The following is a 14,629-nucleotide window of genomic DNA, read 5'->3' as shown; positions in this document are numbered from 1 at the left end:
CCATGCCGCACCGTTCCGCTTCTCCTCCCCGCCCTGAAGGACGGGGTCTCCACGCTGTAGGCAGCCGATGACACTGCAAGCGATCAGGCCCGCCGACTTCCCGTGGTTCCCCTACGAGGGGTTCACGTTCTGCCTCGGGCTGTCGGAGGACGGGGGCGCGTGGTCGTCCGGGCACACGTCCGCCGCGTTCGATGAGGCGGTCGGGAAGATGACCGTCTCGGGGACGATGGCCGAGCAGGCGCGCACCGCCTACCGGAAGACCATGACGATCATCGAGGCGGCCGGGTACGGCCCCGGTGACGTCGTGCACGTGACGGAGAACGTCACGGTCGCCGGGCTGGCCGACTACGCGGCCGCCGCGGCGGTCCGCGCGGAGGTCTTCGGCGAGCACCGGCCCACCGTGACGACGGTGGTCGTGGAACGGCTCGTCCGGTCCGCGGCGCTGCTGGAGGTCGAACTGCACGCCGTCCGCGGGGGCGGCTCCGAACTGCTCGCGGCGAGCGAGCGGCGCGAGGCCGGGACGTGGGTGCCCTCGCCGGTCCGGGAGGGCCACGACGGCACCGTGCACCTGCCGACCATGGTCCCGCTGGACGAGTCGGGCGACGTCGTCAGCCCCGGCGACCTCGCCGGGCAGTACGCCTACTGCCTCGACCGGGCGGACGCGCTGCTCCGCAAGGCGGGCCTGTCGCTCGACAACGCGGTGACGACCTACGACTACTCGACGCCCGCCACGCGCGACGTGTACCGCAGGACCCACCGCGTCCGGAAGGAGCGGCTCGGCGGCGCGGGCGTGTACCCGGGAGCGGGCGGCATCCTGATGAGCCGGCTGCACCACCCCGAGGCGCTCGTCGCGATCGACGTCACCGCGTCGCGGCACCCTCTCCAACTCGTGAACCCGGGCTGGTCGCGGTACGACACGCTGACCTACGCGCCGGGCGTCCGCGCGGGACGGACCCTGTTCATGTCGGGGTTCGCGGCGCTCGACATGGAGACGCAGGAGGCGCTGCACCCGGACGACATCGGGGCGCAGGCGGAGGTCACGTACGGCTCTGTCCTGCACCTGCTGGAGTATGCGGGCCTCGGCCCGGCGGACCTGCTGTCGACCATCGAGTTCTGTGTCGAGTCGGCGCTGCGGCAGTACCGCGCGGTCGCGCCCGTCCGGGAGCGGCTGCTGTCGCCGCCCTGGCCCGCGTCGACCGGGGCGATCTGCAAGGGGCTGCTGCGGCCGGAGTTCCTCCTTGAGGTGTTCCCGACCGCCCTGTACCCGGAGGGCGCCGCGACGGTGAAGGACGCCTCATGACGCTGCTCACCGACGAGATGCGCGCGCTGGTCGGCCGGAAGAAGGTCTACACCGCACCCGAGCCGTTCGGCGCCGCGGCGGGCCGCTACTTCGGCCTGGCCGTCGGCGACCACAACCCGCTGTACTCCGACCCGGAGTACGCGCGGGCGCAGGGCCTGCCCGACGTGACCGCGCCGCCGACGCTGATCTGCGAGACGAACCAGTACGCGAACCTGCCGATCGACCCGGACGGCCACGCGGGCCACCACTGGGGCATCCACCTCCCCGGCACCCGGCAGGTCCGCGGCGGCAACCGCTACGTGTTCCACCGCCGGATCCTCCCGTCCGACGTCGTCACCGCCACCTGGGAGATCACCGACGTGGCCGGCAAGCGGAACCGGGCCGGCGCGGAAATGCTGATCATCACCTCGCGGGCGAAGTACACGCAGCAGGACGGGGACCTGCTCGCGGAGAACGAGGAGACCATCATCTACGTATCGCTGGAGACGGGGACATGACCGCCGCGACGGCGGCGCACCGGGCCGGGGAGACGGTTCCCCCGCTGGAGCGCACGATCACGTTCCCGGAGATGATCGCCTACGCGGGGGCCACCTGGGACTGGTACCGGCTGCACTACGACCTGGACTTCATCAAGGCGGCCAAGCTGCCCGGCGTGGTCGTGGACGGCCAGGTGTTCGGCGCCCTCCTCGTCGAGCAGATCCAGGACTGGCTCGGCCCGAAGTGCTTCGTCCGCACGCTGGAGTTCGGCTTCAAGGCGCTGGTGTTCGCGGAGGAGACCGTCCGGTGCGAGGGCACCGTCACCGAGGCCGGGGACGGCTACCTCGACCTCGACCTGCGGGTGGTCGTCGTCGGCGACGACGGCGCGGTCGACCGCGTCGCCGTGGCCCCGGCGAGCGCCCGGGTCCTGCTCGGCACGGCCGACGGGCCGGGCGGGAAGGGGGCCCCATGAGCACGGGCGTCGCGATTGTCGGCGCCGCCGAGTGCGACCTCGGCGTGACGAACCGGTCGATCCTCGGGCTCCAGGCGCAGGCGGTGTCCCGGGCGCTGGACGACGCGGGCCTCACCCTCCGCGACGTCGACGGCATCGCCACCACCGGCGTCGCCCGGTTCTCGGCGACCCAGCTCGCCGACTACTTCGGCATCGAGCCGCGCTGGACGGACTCGACGTACGCGGGCGGCTCCGTGTACGAGATGTTCGTCGCCCGCGCCGCCCAGGCGATCCAGGCGGGGCAGGCCGAGACCGTCGTGCTCACGTTCGCGTCCAACCAGCGGTCGGCGCGGTCCCGCTCGCTCGGCGGCGTGGTCGAGGACCACACGCCCGAGGCGCAGTTCGAGACGCCGTACGGGCCGCTGTTCCCGCTGTCGTACTACGCGATGGCCGCGCAGCGGTACATGCACGTCTACGGCAAGACGCGCGAGCAGCTCGCGGAGATCGCGGTGGCCGCGCGGGAATGGGCACTGCTGAACCCGGCCGCGTTCCGCTACGGCAGGGGCCCGCTCACCGCGGCCGACGTGCTCGGCTCGGCGATGATCTCCAGCCCGCTCACCGCGCTGGACTCCTGCCTCGTCACCGACGGCGGCGGCGCGATCGTCCTCACCTCGCTGGAGCGCGCCCGCGACCTGCGCCGCACACCGGTCGAGGTGCTCGGGTACGGCGAGCGGACGACCAACACCTCGATGACCGCGGTGCCCGACCTGACCGTCACGGGCGCGGCCGGTTCCGGCGCGGACGCGTTCGCCCGCGCCGGCGTCACCCCGGCCGACATCGACGTCGTGCAGGTGTACGACTCGTTCACGATCACGGTCGCGCTGACGCTGGAGGGGCTCGGCTTCTGCGGGCGCGGCGAGGCCCTCGACTGGATCGCCGGCGGCCGGATCAGGCCCGGCGGCGACTTCCCGCTCAACACCTCGGGCGGCGGCCTGTCCTACTGCCACCCGGGCCAGTTCGGAATCCTGCTGCTGGTCGAGGCGGTGCGGCAGCTCCGCGGCGAGGCCGGGGACCGGCAGGTCGGCGGCGCGCGGCTCGCCGTCGCGCACGGCACGGGCGGGATCCTCTCGACGCACGCCACGGTGGTGCTGGGGGTGGACAGATGACCGGCCTCGACGGGTTCGAGCCCGACGTCCCGGCGCCCGACGAGATCACGGGTCCCTGGTGGGAGGCGACGCGGGAGCACCGCCTCGTCCTGCAGACCTGCTCGCGCTGCGTCCGGGAGAACCGGTGTGGTGGGCCGGCGGGCGTGCAGCATCCGCCGCGTGCCCTCTGCGTTCACTGCGGGTCGGACGAACTCGACTGGGTCGGCTCCGGCGGCACGGGCGTCGTGGACGCCTGCACGGTGGTGCACCGCGCACCGCGTCCGGACCTCGCCGTCCCGTACGTCATCGCCCGGGTCCGGCTGGACGAGGGGGTCGTCCTCCTCACCCGCCTCCAGGAGCGGGAGCCCGACGAGTGGCGCATCGACGACCCGGTCCGGGTCGCCTGGGTCGACCTCGCCGACGGGCGTGCCCTGCCGGTGTTCGTCCCGGGCGCGGCGCCGTCCCCTGAGACCAAGGAAGGCAACTAAGTGGATTTCCAGCTCAACGAGGACCAGCGCGAGTTCCGCGCCGTCCTGCGCGACTTCGTGGACAACGAGGTCATCCCGGTGGCGCGCGACTGGGAGCAGTCCGGCCGCTACCCCACCGAGATCGTCAAGGGCATGCGGGACATGGGGCTGTTCGGGATCACCGTCCCGGAGGAGTACGGCGGCCTCGACCTCGACCCCGTCTCGTTCGCGCTGGTCTTCGAGGAGATCGCACGCGGCTGGATGGGCATCGCCGGCATCCTCGGCAGCCACTCGCTGGCCTGCCGCATGATCGCGATGCGCGGCACCGAGGAGCAGAAGAGCAGGTACCTGCCGGGCCTCGCGTCCGGTGAGCGCCGCACCGGCATCGGCCTCACCGAGCCGGACGCGGGCACCGACCTGCAGGGCATCCGCACCACGGCCCGGCTGGAGGGCGACCACTACGTCGTCAACGGGTCGAAGATGTGGATCACCAATGCGCGGCACGCGGACCCGCTGCCGGTGCTGGTGAAGACGGACCCGTCCGCGTCCCCCGCGCACAAGGGCATGAGCATCCTGCTCGTGGACGCCGGCACCGAGGGCTACCAGATCACCAAGGACATCCCGAAGCTCGGCTACAAGGGCACGGAGTCCTGCGAGATCGTCCTCGACAACGTGCGGGTGCCCAAGGAGAACCTCCTCGGCGGCGTCGAGGGCAAGGGCATGCAGCACGCGCTGTCCGCGCTGGAGTGGGGCCGGGTCAACATCGCCGCCCGCTCGGTCGGCATCGCCCAGCGCGCCCACGACGAGGCCCTCGCCTACGCGGGGCAGCGCAGGGCGTTCGGGCAGCCCATCGGCGAGTTCCAGGCCGTGCAGCTGCAGCTCGCGAGCGTGGCGACCCAGCTCCAGGCGGCCCGGCTGATGGCCTACTTCGCGGCGGACGCGGTCCGGCGGGGCCGCGCCGACGGGCAGACGGGCATGGCGAAGATCTTCTGCTCGGAGGTCGCGCTGCAGGCGTCGATCGAGGCGATGAAGGTGCACGGCGGCTACGGCTACTCCACCGAGTACGAGGTGGAGCGGCTCTACCGCGACGCGATCCTGATGAGCATCGGGGAGGGCACCAACGACGTCCTGCGGACGGTGGTGGCCAAGTCCCTGCTGCGCGGCGAAACGGTCGTGCGTTGACCTCCCCCTCCCCGGCCCCCGGGCCGCTGCCACGCAGCTACCTGTACGTGCCGGGCAACGCCCGGGACAAGCTCGGCAAGGCGCTCACCCGCGGCGCGGACGCGCTGATCGTCGACCTTGAAGACGCGGTCCCGCCGGCCGGCAAGGACGCGGCGCGCCGCGCGGTCGCCGACTGGCTGGGGTCGCGGGGCGCGGCCGGCGGCGCCGAGCTGTGGGTGCGTATCAACGGCGGCGCGGCGGGGCACGCGGACGCGCGGGCGCTCGCCGGGCTGCCCGCGCTGACCGGGCTCGTGCTCGCCAAGGCCGAGGACGCCGCGCAGGTCGCGGCGGTCGCGGGGCTGCTGGCCGACCTCGGGGACGTGACGACCCTGCTCATGCCGCTGCTGGAGACCGCGGGAGCGATCCTGGACGTCCGGGACATCTCCCGGGCGCCCAGGGTCCACCGGCTCCAGATCGGCGAGGTGGACCTGGCCGCCGACGCGGGACTCGACCCCGGCCCGGACGAGGCGGAGCTGGCCTTCGCCCGGAGCATGACCGTCCTGGCCAGCGCCGCCGCGGGGCTCCCCCCGCCGGTCGGCCCGGTGTCGGCGATCACCGCCGATCCCGCGGCGCTCGCGGAGTCCACCGAGCGGGTCCGGCGGCAGGGCTTCGTGGGGAGGGCGTGCGTCCACCCCGCGCAGATCCCGGTCGTGCACGAGGTGTTCACGCCGTCGGCGGCGGAGATCGCGCGGGCCAAGGACGTCCTGGCGCGGTACGACGCGGCGGCCGCGGCCGGGTCGGGCGTCGTGCTGGACGCCGCGGGCCGGCTGATCGACGCGGCCGTGATCCGGCTCGCCCGCCGCACCCTGGCCACGTCCGGACTCGGCCCGATCATCACACCGAAATAGATCAGACATATAACTGACATAGCCTGCATGAGCCCACACCAGGCAGAATCAAGCCAGTCAACCGTGGTCGAGAGATAGATCAGACGACACTTGTCACGCAAGTAGCAAGGGAAAGAGGCGGGCAGCCATGGCACAGATGAACATCGCCAGCGGGATCCGCGAGTTCGCGCACAGCACGCCCCGTGCCACCGCACTGATCGACGGGGACCGGCGGCTGACGTTCGCCGAGCTGGACGACCGCGCCAACCGTGTCGCCGGCCTGCTCGTCGACGCGGGTCTCACCGCCGGTGACCGCGTGGCCGTGCTGCTCGGCAACCAGCTGGAGTACGTCGAGGTCGCGGCGGGCGCGGCGAAGGCCGGGGTGGCGATGGTCCCGCTGAACCCGCGCGGCACCGCCGCCGAGCACGGCTCGCTGATCGAGCGGTCCGGCGCGACCGGCCTGATCGCCGACGCGGCGTTTCAGGACAACGTGCCCGACCTGGCCGAGGACCTGCCGCTCGCCCTCGCCCTCGGCTCGCAGGACTGGGGCCGTCCCTACGACAAGGCCCTCGCGGAAGCGCGGGCGGTCGACCCGCGCGTCGAGGTGCGCGAGACCGACCCGTTCTGCGTGCAGTACACGTCCGGGACGACGGGCCAGCCCAAGGGCGCCCTGCTCACCCACCGGTCCCGGGTGCTCACCATGTTCGGCTGCGCGGTCGACTTCGGCGTCGGCCCCGGCCGGCGGACCGCGGCCGTCGCGCCGATGGCGCTCGGCGCCGGGTTCTGCTTCGCCTACGCGGGCCCGTTCATGGGCGGGCAGACGTCCATGCTCCGCCGCTGGGACCCCGAGGAACTGCTCCACATGATCGAGCGCGACCGGCTCCAGACGATCTTCCTGGTGCCGACGCACGCGCTGATGCTGCGGCAGGTCATGGAGCAGGCGCCGCGCAAGTGGGACCTGTCCAGCCTGGAGACCCTGTACTTCAACGCCGCCGCGCTGCCGGTGCCGCTGAAGGAATGGGTGATCGAGACGTTCCCGCACGTCGGCGTGCACGAGGTGTACGGCTCCACCGAGGCGGGCATCGTGACGAACCTGCGGCCCCACGACGCGCTCCGCAAGGCCGGGTCGGTCGGGCACCCGTGGTGGATGACCGACGTGAAGCTGCTCGACGAGGACGGCCGGGAGGTCGGGCCGGGCGAGTCGGGCGAGCTGTTCGGGTACTCCCCGTTCAACATGATCGGCTACCTGGACGACCCCGCGGCCACCGCCGAGGCGATCCGGCCGGACGGCTACCTGTCCTCCGGGGACATCGCCGTCCGCGACGAGGAGGGCTTCATCACCATCGTCGACCGCAAGAAGGACATGATCATCTCTGGCGCGGCGAACATCTACCCGCGGGAGATCGAGGGCGTCCTGCACCACTGCGACGGCGTCGCCGAGGTCGCCGTCGTCGGCCTGCCCGACGAGAAGTGGGGCGAGACGGTCGGCGCGTTCGTCGTGCCGCGCGACGGGGCGGAGCTCGACTTCGCCGCCATGGAGGCGGCCGTCCGCGAGCGGCTCGCGGGCTACAAGGCCCCGAAGGTGTGGAAGGCCGTGGACGAGCTGCCGAAGAACGCCAACGGGAAGATCCTCAAGCGGGTCATCCGCGACACCTACGGAGCGTGAGCGCGTTGACCGGCCCGAAGCCCGACCTGAAGCCCGTCCTGCCCGCGGCGTTCGCCGCCGGTGCCACGCTGCGCACCCCGGGCCGCACCCTCACCTCCGGCGACTTCGCCGCGATCATCAACGCGACGTGGGAGAACGGCCCGCTGCACACCGACGACGTGTACATGTCCGGGACCGGGTTCGGCCGCCGCATCCTCGGCGGCCCCTGCCTGCTCGCGATCGCGGCCGGGCTGAGCTCGCCCACGATGTACGCGAGCTGGGCGGCGGCGGGCCTCGACTGCCACGCGGCCCTCGGCATCGACGAGGTGCGCTACGAGGCACCCGTGTTCGAGAACGACACGATCACCGTGGACGTCGAGGTGCACACCCTGGAGCCGACGCCGGGCGGGTCCGCGTTCGTGGGCCGGGTCCGCGACGTCGTCCGCAAGCAGGACGGCACGGCCGTCCTCACCATGCGCCGCGGCTACCTGCTCAAGCCGATCGCGGAGGACACGTGAACACCCTCGACGTCACCCGGGACGGGCACGTCCTGCTCGTCACGATGAACCGGCCCGAGGTGCTCAACGCCTACGACGCCCGGATGGTGCGGGAGCTGCGCGAGGTCTGGCGGACGTTCCGCGACGACGGCGGCCTGCGCGTCGCGGTGCTGACCGGCGCGGGCGACCGGAGCTTCTCCACCGGGCTCGACGTGGACGACACCATCGCCAGCGGCGTGTCCAGCCCGTCCCTGGACGAGGACGGCCGGGTCGCGCTCACGTCCCGCGACCTGCGCGTCTTCAAGCCGATCATCGTCGCGGTCAACGGCCACTGCTGCGCCGGCGGATGGCACTTCGTCAACGACGCCGACGTGATCCTCTGCTCGGACAACGCGACGTTCTTCGACACCCACGTCGACGTGGGCCTGGCCAACCCGGTCGAGGCGGTCGGCCTGCTCAGCCGGCTGCCGCTCACCGAGGTCACCCGCATGGTCGCCAGCGGCCGCGCGTACCGGCTGGGCGCGGAACGGGCCCGCGAACTGGGCCTGGTCACCGAGGTCGTCCCGCTGGAGGACCTCGTCCCGCGCGCCATGGAGATCGCGCACGTGATGGCGCAGCACCCGCCCGAGATCCTGGCCGGCAGCCTGGAGACCATCTGGACGGCCGTCGAGGACCAGCGGTCCCGCGCCGAGGCGCTCGGGCTGGCGCTCCTCATGCGGGCGTCCGGCCGCGACCTGCTCGCGTTCCGGTCCGGGGCCGGCTCGTGAAGATCGGGATCTTCGACCAGGTCGGCGACATCCGCGAGACCGCCGCCGACCTGCGCGCGGCGGCGCGGGACGGCATCGACGGCTACTGGCTGACGCAGGCGTTCGGCACCGACACGCTCACCGTGCTCGGCGCGGTCGCCCGCGACCTGCCGGGGCTGCGGGTCGGCACGGCCGTCGTCCCCGTCTACCCGAGGCACCCGATGGCCCTCGCCCAGCAGGCACTGACCACCAACCTGCTCGTGGACGGACGGCTCGCGCTCGGCATCGGCCCGTCCCACCCGTCCGTGGTCGAGCCGTGCTGGGGCATGTCGTACGACCGTCCGGCCCGCTACATGCGCGAGTACCTGGCGGCGCTGACCGGCGCGCTGACCCAGCGCGTCCGCTTCAGGGGCGAGGTGCTGACCGCCCGCGGCGACCTGGACGTCCCCGGCGCGCCGGTGCCGCCCGTCCTCGTCGCCGCGCTCGGCCCGAAGATGCTGGAGATCACCGGTGCCCTCGCCGACGGCACCATCACGTGGATGGTCGGCCCGCGCACCCTCCGGGAACTCACGATCCCGACGATCCAGGAGGCCGCCGCCAAGGCCGGACGCCCCGCCCCGGAGATCATCGTCCCGCTGCCGGTCTGCGTGACCGGCGACGCCCCCGCCGCCCTGGCCCGCGCCGAGGCGGAACTGGAGTGGTACGGCACGCTGCCGTCCTACCGCGCGATGCTCGACCGCGAGGGCTGCGAGACGCCCGGCCGGCTGGCGCTGATCGGCGACGCCGACACGGTCGCCGCCCGGATCGGGTCGTTCGCCGACCTGGGCGTGACCACGTTCGCCGTCAAGATCTTTGGCACCCCCGACGAGCGGGCCGCCACCCGCGCTCTGGTCGCCGCGCTCGCCCGCTGACGGCCGTGTGGTCGTTCACCCGCGGCACGACGAAAGACCCGCGACGCGCCGCCCCGCTTGGCTGCTGAGAAAAGCGGGGGGCGCGCCGCGGGCAGATCGTGCGGTCAGGCCCAGGCGCGGACGACGTCGTCCACCGTGTTGACCCAGCCGAAGATGAACCCGATCCCGTGCAGCGCGTAGTCGTGCCGGGCCTTGTCGAACTCCGCGGTCGCGTCGCTGATCACGTGGGTGGCGTAGTCGCGCTGGCCCGCGTCCCGCGCGGTCGTCTCGACGCAGATGTTCGTGGTCACGCCGCAGATGACCAGCGAGCGGACGCCGAGGCCGGTGAGGATCGGCTCCAGGCGGGTGCCGTAGAAGGCGCTGGGCCGCGACTTGTCGATGACGATGTCGCCCTCGGCCGGGGCCAGCTCGGCGCAGATCTCCGCGTCCCAGCTGCCCGCCGCGAGCGCGCCGACCTCCTTGATGCCCGGGACGATGCTGTCCGGCACCAGGCCGCCGTCCGCGTAGCCGGGCTGGAAGACGTACCGGGTGTAGAGCACCGGGACGCCGGCCGCGTGCGCGGCGTCGATCAGGGTGCGGCAGCCCGCGATCGCGGGGCGGAGCTCCTCGTGCGGCAGTCCCATCGCCGCCATGGAGCCCTTGGGCTCGGTGAAGCTGTTCTGCATGTCGACGACCAGCAGCGCGGTGTTCTCTTTCGTGATGTCCACCGGAGACCTCCCGACTCAGTAGCTTCTCGGCAGGCCGAGCGACTCGCCGAGGATGTTGCGGATCATGTCGTTGCTCACGGGACTGAACAGCTGGAGCCGGGCGTCCCGGAAGTACATCTGCATCGCCGACTCCTCGGCGAGGCCGTGCGCGGCCATCGCGCGCATCCCGCGGTCGACGATGCGGGCCGTCGACTCGCCCGCGACGAGCTTGGCCATCGCGGTCAGCGCCGTCGCCGGGCGGCCGTCCTCGATGGCGCGGACGGCGGTGTTCACCAGCGCCCGGGACGCCGAGAGGTCGGCGAGCGAGTCTGCGGCGGCGTGCTGCAGCGCCTGGAAGCGGCCGATGGGCCCGCCGAACGCCTCACGTTCTCGCAGGTGAGCGAGGTGCAGGTCCAGGGCGGCGCGGCCGATGCCCAGGCTGATCCCGGCGGCCAGGACGCGTTCCACGTCGAGTGTCTGGGCGAGGAGCGCCATGCCGCGGCCCCGCTCGCCGACGAGGTGGTCGAGCGGCGCGACCGCGTCGTCGAAGTAGATCTCGCAGGTCCCGGCGGCGCGCATCCCGGCGAGGTGGACGCGGTTGACGGTGACGCCCGGCTGGTCGAGCGGCACGGCGAGCACGCTGAGGCCCCGCGACCGCCGCTTCTCCTCGGGCGGGTCGGTGCGGCACAGCACGAACACGATCCCGGCCTTGTGGGCGAGGGAGATCCAGAGCTTCTGGCCCCGCAGCACCCAGCGTCCGTCCTCGACGCGGGCGGACGTGCGGAGGTTCAGCAGGTCGGTGCCGACGTCGGGTTCGCTCATCCCGAACGAGCAGATCATCTCGCCGGACGCGATCCGCGGCAGCCAGCCGCGGGCGGCCGCGGCCGCTCCGCCGTCGTGGCCCAGCATCCGCATGGCCATGCCGCAGGTGACGTAGTCGACGGCCAGGCCGGGGAGGACGCGGGCGATCTCCTCGGTGACCGCCACCGCGTCGCCGGCGGTCCCGCCCGTTCCGCCCGCGGACTCGGCTCCGCCGAGGCCGAGCAGCCCGGCCGCGCCGAGGGCCGCCCAGGCTTCGGCGGCGAACAGGCCCGCGCGGTCGAGGGCGAGCGCGCGGTCCGGGGGGAGTTCCCGGGCGAGCAGCGAGCCGACCATGTCCCGCAGGTCGCCGCGTTCCGGAGGCTCCTCGAACGGTCTCGTCCCGAGCACGCTCCCCCCTCCCCACATGGTCATAAATCTGATGTATCACAAACCGCCTGTCAAGCGCCTGCGACCAGGACTATGTCCATTGACATTACCTCATGACAGCAGGCTATCTTTATGTCTGATGTATTCGCCTGCAGAGGGTCCGCGATGCCGTGGGTGAACGGGCGGGAGGCGTACGACTCGATGGAGCCGGCACGCGGCGCACGGCTCGTCGTCCTGCCCGGCCTGCACGGGCAACCGCACCGGCGCTGCCCGGACCGCTACGCCCCGGCGCTGCTGGTCTTCGTCCGGGACCGCACCGAAACCGAAGGAGCCGCACGCTCATGACCAGGATCGATACGAAGGTGACCGGTTCGGTCATGACCATCACGCTCAACGGCCCCGAGCGGATGAACAGCCTGTCCCCGGAGACGCTCGACGGCCTGAACGCCGCACTGGACGCCGCCGAGCGCGACGACTCGCTGTCCTCCCTGGTGATCACCGGGACGGGCCGGGCGTTCTGCGTCGGGATGGACATCGGCTTCCTCGGCGACTGCTTCGCCGACCCGCCCGGCGTGTTCCTGCCGTTCATCCGCCGCCTGCACGCGTTCCTCGACCGGCTGGAGGCGTGCCCGCTGCCGAGCGTCGCCGCGATCAACGGCCTGACCCGCGCGGGCGGTTTCGAGCTGCTGCTGGCCTGCGACTTCGTCATCGCCGCCGACGACGCCAGGGTCGGCGACACGCACAGCGACTTCGGGGTCGTGCCGGGCGCGGGCGCGTCCCAGCGCGCCCCGCGCAAGCTCGGCGACCAGCGCGCCCGCGCGCTGCTCCTCGCCGGCCGCTGGCTGACCGGCCCAGAGATGGTCGACTGGGGCCTCGCGCTCGCGAGCGTCCCGCCGGCGGAGCTGCCGGACGAGGTCACCCGCCTCACCGACGCGCTCGGCAACCGCTCCCGCGCGGTGACCGCGTTCATCAAGCGGCTCCTGAACGCGGCCCCGGACGTGACGCTGGAGGAGGGCCTGCGCCTCGAACGCGAGCTGTTCACCCGCTTCCACGAGGAGGTCGCGGACGCCGACGAGGGATACCGGGCCTACGTGGAGAAGCGCCGTCCCGTCTGGAACGGCCGATGACGGCCGCGGCGCCCGGCGAGACGTCGAGCACCCCGCCGGTGGAGGTGACCCAGCCCCTCATCGACGGTCTCGTCGGCCTCGGCGGCTACACCCACCCGCTGTTCAACCCCGGCCCCCGCGAGTGGGCCGAGGGCGCCCGCGCGCCGATGCCGGGGCAGGGCATCCTGCTGCTGATGGGCGGGCTGGTGGAGCAGTCGGGGCTGCTCGACCACGCCATCGCCCTGGTCGAGCTGCGCGAGGTGCGCTTCCGGAAGATGGTCAAGGCGGGCACGACACTGCACGTCGAGCTGACCCCGGGCGAGTCCCGCGAGACGAGCGGCGGCAAGGTCATCCAGCACTACCGCTGGGTGGCGGTGGACGGCGCGGGCGACCACGTCGTCGAGGCCACCGCCCTCATGCTCGTGCGCCCGGCCTGACGCGGCGGCATGGCGGCCCGCCGGTGATTTCGCCGATGCGGCCGCCCGGGAGCGCGGGAACCATGGGCTGATTCCGTCACCTGCCCGTGGAGGGGACGCCGTGCAGTTCTCACCGTTCACCCGGCTGCTGGCCGCATCGCTGGTCGCGGCCGGGCTCGTCATCGCACCGGGCACCGCCCACGCGCGAGGCGCGCCCGGCACCGTCGTGGAGGGTCCGATACCGGGCGCGCCGCCCGGGGACCCGTCGTCGCCCGACGTCGATGACACCTATCCGTGGATGGCCACGAACGCCGACCTGGCCTCGCTCGGGTACGTGGAGCAGGAGTTCTTCGTCTCCGGCGAGGCCAGCGCGTACAGCCCCACCGGCGAGCGGCTCGCGACCGGCGTCCCGTACAAGACCCGCGTCGTCGTGCGGAAACCCGCCAGGCCCCACCGGTACAACGGCACGGTCATAGCGGAATGGCAGAACGTCACGGCCGGATACGACCTCGACGCCCTGTGGAGCACCGACCAGATCACCCGCGACGGGTACGCCTGGGCGGGCATCTCCGCACAGCGGGTCGGGGTGGAGCACCTGACCGGGTGGAGCCCCGCCCGATACGGCGACCTGGACGTCACCGGCGGCGGCCGATTCACCGAGGACGAGCTGTCGTACGACATCTACGCGCAGGTCGCCAAGACCCTGCGCACGTCGTCGCCGCTCGGCGGACTCAGGACCGGCACGGTGCTGGCCGCGGGCGCCTCGCAGTCGGCGTTCCGGATGACCACCTACTACGACGCGGTCCTTCCGCAGAGCGAGAAGGTCTTCGACGGCTACGCCTTCATCGTCGGCCCCGCTCCGGCCCGACGCGGCCCCGAGCCGGTGTTCCACGTGCTGTCGGAGACCGACGTCCGCTCGCCCGTCCGTCCACCGGACACCGAGACGTACCGTCGCTGGGAGGTCGCCGGAAGCGCGCATTCCGGCTGGCACGGCCAGGAGTACCGCCGCCCGATCCTGACCCGCGATCTGGGCGAGGCGCCCACCTACCGGTGCGATGCGCCCCCGTTCAGCCGCGTCCCCCTGCACCACGTGATCGCCACGTCCTACGACCACCTCGTCCGCTGGACGAAGGGGCGCACACCGCCGTCCGCGCCACCGCTCCAGTTCAACCCGGACGGCAGCAAGGCCCGCGACGCGCTGGGCCTGGCCAAGGGCGGCATCAGGCTCTCCCAGGTGGAGGCGCCCACGGCACTCAACACGGGCGACAACTCGGGCGAGACCTTCTGCTTCCTCTTCGGCACCCACGCACCGTTCGACAGGGCCCAGCTCGACGCGCTCTACCGGTCCCACGGCCGCTACGTCGCGGCCGTCGTGCGGAGCGACGCCCGCAACCTGAGGCAGGGCTACCTGCTCCCGGCGGACGCCCGCCAGAACCGCACCGACGCGCTCCGCTCGGGCATCGGAAGGGACTGACCTTCTGGGTGGTGCTCCCCGCCCGCCCGGGGAGCACCACCCGGGAGATTCCGTCCGACTCGATTACCCGAA

The 14,629-nt window shown here is 72.7% G+C and carries 17 protein-coding genes; 15 read left to right on the top strand and 2 right to left on the bottom strand.

Annotation, left to right across the window (positions count from 1 at the left end):
• Nucleotides 1-67 precede the first annotated feature (67 nt).
• The 11 genes from E1289_RS01005 to E1289_RS00955 all read left to right on the top strand — a co-directional run bounded on the left by E1289_RS01005 (nucleotide 68) and on the right by E1289_RS00955 (nucleotide 9,687).
• Nucleotides 68-1,300, top strand: a complete 1,233-nt coding sequence (locus E1289_RS01005) for a RidA family protein (protein ID WP_131974224.1) — start codon at nucleotides 68-70, stop codon at nucleotides 1,298-1,300.
• Nucleotides 1,297-1,797, top strand: a complete 501-nt coding sequence (locus E1289_RS01000) for a MaoC family dehydratase N-terminal domain-containing protein (protein WP_131974222.1) — start codon at nucleotides 1,297-1,299, stop codon at nucleotides 1,795-1,797. Before E1289_RS01005 ends, E1289_RS01000 begins: the two co-directional genes overlap by 4 nt.
• The gene (locus E1289_RS00995) at nucleotides 1,794-2,249 is read left to right on the top strand and encodes a MaoC/PaaZ C-terminal domain-containing protein (protein ID WP_131974220.1); all 456 of its coding nucleotides are present in this window, start codon (nucleotides 1,794-1,796) and stop codon (nucleotides 2,247-2,249) included. Before E1289_RS01000 ends, E1289_RS00995 begins: the two co-directional genes overlap by 4 nt.
• Complete coding sequence (locus tag E1289_RS00990; protein ID WP_131974218.1) at nucleotides 2,246-3,394, top strand: acetyl-CoA acetyltransferase; 1,149 nt, start codon at nucleotides 2,246-2,248, stop codon at nucleotides 3,392-3,394. The genes E1289_RS00995 and E1289_RS00990 overlap by 4 nt, the downstream gene beginning before the upstream one ends.
• The gene (locus E1289_RS00985) at nucleotides 3,391-3,861 is read left to right on the top strand and encodes an OB-fold domain-containing protein (RefSeq protein ID WP_131974216.1); all 471 of its coding nucleotides are present in this window, start codon (nucleotides 3,391-3,393) and stop codon (nucleotides 3,859-3,861) included. Before E1289_RS00990 ends, E1289_RS00985 begins: the two co-directional genes overlap by 4 nt.
• Nucleotides 3,862-5,022 (top strand): acyl-CoA dehydrogenase family protein, encoded by a 1,161-nt coding sequence (locus E1289_RS00980; RefSeq protein ID WP_131974214.1) that lies wholly within the window; start codon nucleotides 3,862-3,864, stop codon nucleotides 5,020-5,022.
• Complete coding sequence (locus E1289_RS00975; RefSeq protein ID WP_243712532.1) at nucleotides 5,019-5,909, top strand: CoA ester lyase; 891 nt, start codon at nucleotides 5,019-5,021, stop codon at nucleotides 5,907-5,909. The genes E1289_RS00980 and E1289_RS00975 overlap by 4 nt, the downstream gene beginning before the upstream one ends.
• A 127-nt stretch (nucleotides 5,910-6,036) precedes the next feature.
• A complete protein-coding gene (locus tag E1289_RS00970; RefSeq protein ID WP_243712531.1) occupies nucleotides 6,037-7,554 on the top strand; it encodes an AMP-binding protein in 1,518 nt (505 codons plus the stop codon).
• Complete coding sequence (locus tag E1289_RS00965) at nucleotides 7,551-8,051, top strand: MaoC/PaaZ C-terminal domain-containing protein (RefSeq protein ID WP_165970278.1); 501 nt, start codon at nucleotides 7,551-7,553, stop codon at nucleotides 8,049-8,051. The genes E1289_RS00970 and E1289_RS00965 overlap by 4 nt, the downstream gene beginning before the upstream one ends.
• Nucleotides 8,048-8,797 (top strand): enoyl-CoA hydratase/isomerase family protein, encoded by a 750-nt coding sequence (locus tag E1289_RS00960; protein ID WP_131974210.1) that lies wholly within the window; start codon nucleotides 8,048-8,050, stop codon nucleotides 8,795-8,797. The genes E1289_RS00965 and E1289_RS00960 overlap by 4 nt, the downstream gene beginning before the upstream one ends.
• Complete coding sequence (locus E1289_RS00955) at nucleotides 8,794-9,687, top strand: TIGR03564 family F420-dependent LLM class oxidoreductase (RefSeq protein ID WP_131974208.1); 894 nt, start codon at nucleotides 8,794-8,796, stop codon at nucleotides 9,685-9,687. Before E1289_RS00960 ends, E1289_RS00955 begins: the two co-directional genes overlap by 4 nt.
• A gap of 104 nt (nucleotides 9,688-9,791) precedes the next feature.
• Here E1289_RS00955 and E1289_RS00950 read toward each other — a convergent pair whose 3' ends face one another.
• Together E1289_RS00950 and E1289_RS00945 are read right to left on the bottom strand one after the other, a co-directional pair.
• Nucleotides 9,792-10,394 (bottom strand): isochorismatase family cysteine hydrolase, encoded by a 603-nt coding sequence (locus E1289_RS00950; protein ID WP_131974206.1) that lies wholly within the window; start codon nucleotides 10,392-10,394, stop codon nucleotides 9,792-9,794.
• 15 nt (nucleotides 10,395-10,409) lie between these two features.
• Nucleotides 10,410-11,582: an acyl-CoA dehydrogenase gene (locus tag E1289_RS00945; RefSeq protein ID WP_165970277.1), complete on the bottom strand. Its 1,173-nt coding sequence runs from the start codon at nucleotides 11,580-11,582 to the stop codon at nucleotides 10,410-10,412.
• A 144-nt stretch (nucleotides 11,583-11,726) separates the two neighbouring features.
• Here E1289_RS00945 and E1289_RS00940 point away from each other — a divergent pair, with 144 nt between their 5' ends.
• The 4 genes from E1289_RS00940 (at nucleotide 11,727) to E1289_RS00925 (ending at nucleotide 14,557) form a co-directional block, all read left to right on the top strand.
• A complete protein-coding gene (locus E1289_RS00940; protein ID WP_131974202.1) occupies nucleotides 11,727-11,906 on the top strand; it encodes a hypothetical protein in 180 nt (59 codons plus the stop codon).
• Complete coding sequence (locus E1289_RS00935) at nucleotides 11,903-12,688, top strand: enoyl-CoA hydratase/isomerase family protein (protein WP_131974200.1); 786 nt, start codon at nucleotides 11,903-11,905, stop codon at nucleotides 12,686-12,688. The genes E1289_RS00940 and E1289_RS00935 overlap by 4 nt, the downstream gene beginning before the upstream one ends.
• Entirely contained in the window at nucleotides 12,685-13,104 is a 420-nt protein-coding gene (locus E1289_RS00930; protein WP_131974198.1) for a MaoC family dehydratase, read from the top strand. Before E1289_RS00935 ends, E1289_RS00930 begins: the two co-directional genes overlap by 4 nt.
• Nucleotides 13,105-13,204: 100 nt before the next feature.
• Entirely contained in the window at nucleotides 13,205-14,557 is a 1,353-nt protein-coding gene (locus E1289_RS00925; protein WP_243712530.1) for an alpha/beta hydrolase domain-containing protein, read from the top strand.
• Nucleotides 14,558-14,629 lie beyond the last annotated feature (72 nt).

Origin of the sequence: Actinomadura sp. 6K520 (assembly GCF_004349245.1) — a bacterium.
Taxonomy (GTDB): domain Bacteria; phylum Actinomycetota; class Actinomycetes; order Streptosporangiales; family Streptosporangiaceae; genus Spirillospora.
This window is presented reverse-complemented; position numbering and strand designations above follow the sequence as displayed.

What these genes read in the sequence shown, in the direction of transcription:
- E1289_RS01005 (WP_131974224.1), top strand. Translation starts at nt 68, where the DNA reads ATGACACTGCAAGCGATCAGGCCCGCCGACTTCCCGTGGTTCCCCTAC.
- E1289_RS01000 (WP_131974222.1), top strand. Translation starts at nt 1,297, where the DNA reads ATGACGCTGCTCACCGACGAGATGCGCGCGCTGGTCGGCCGGAAGAAG.
- E1289_RS00995 (WP_131974220.1), top strand. Translation starts at nt 1,794, where the DNA reads ATGACCGCCGCGACGGCGGCGCACCGGGCCGGGGAGACGGTTCCCCCG.
- E1289_RS00990 (WP_131974218.1), top strand. Translation starts at nt 2,246, where the DNA reads ATGAGCACGGGCGTCGCGATTGTCGGCGCCGCCGAGTGCGACCTCGGC.
- E1289_RS00985 (WP_131974216.1), top strand. Translation starts at nt 3,391, where the DNA reads ATGACCGGCCTCGACGGGTTCGAGCCCGACGTCCCGGCGCCCGACGAG.
- E1289_RS00970 (WP_243712531.1), top strand. Translation starts at nt 6,037, where the DNA reads ATGGCACAGATGAACATCGCCAGCGGGATCCGCGAGTTCGCGCACAGC.
- E1289_RS00940 (WP_131974202.1), top strand. Translation starts at nt 11,727, where the DNA reads ATGCCGTGGGTGAACGGGCGGGAGGCGTACGACTCGATGGAGCCGGCA.
- E1289_RS00935 (WP_131974200.1), top strand. Translation starts at nt 11,903, where the DNA reads ATGACCAGGATCGATACGAAGGTGACCGGTTCGGTCATGACCATCACG.
- E1289_RS00930 (WP_131974198.1), top strand. Translation starts at nt 12,685, where the DNA reads ATGACGGCCGCGGCGCCCGGCGAGACGTCGAGCACCCCGCCGGTGGAG.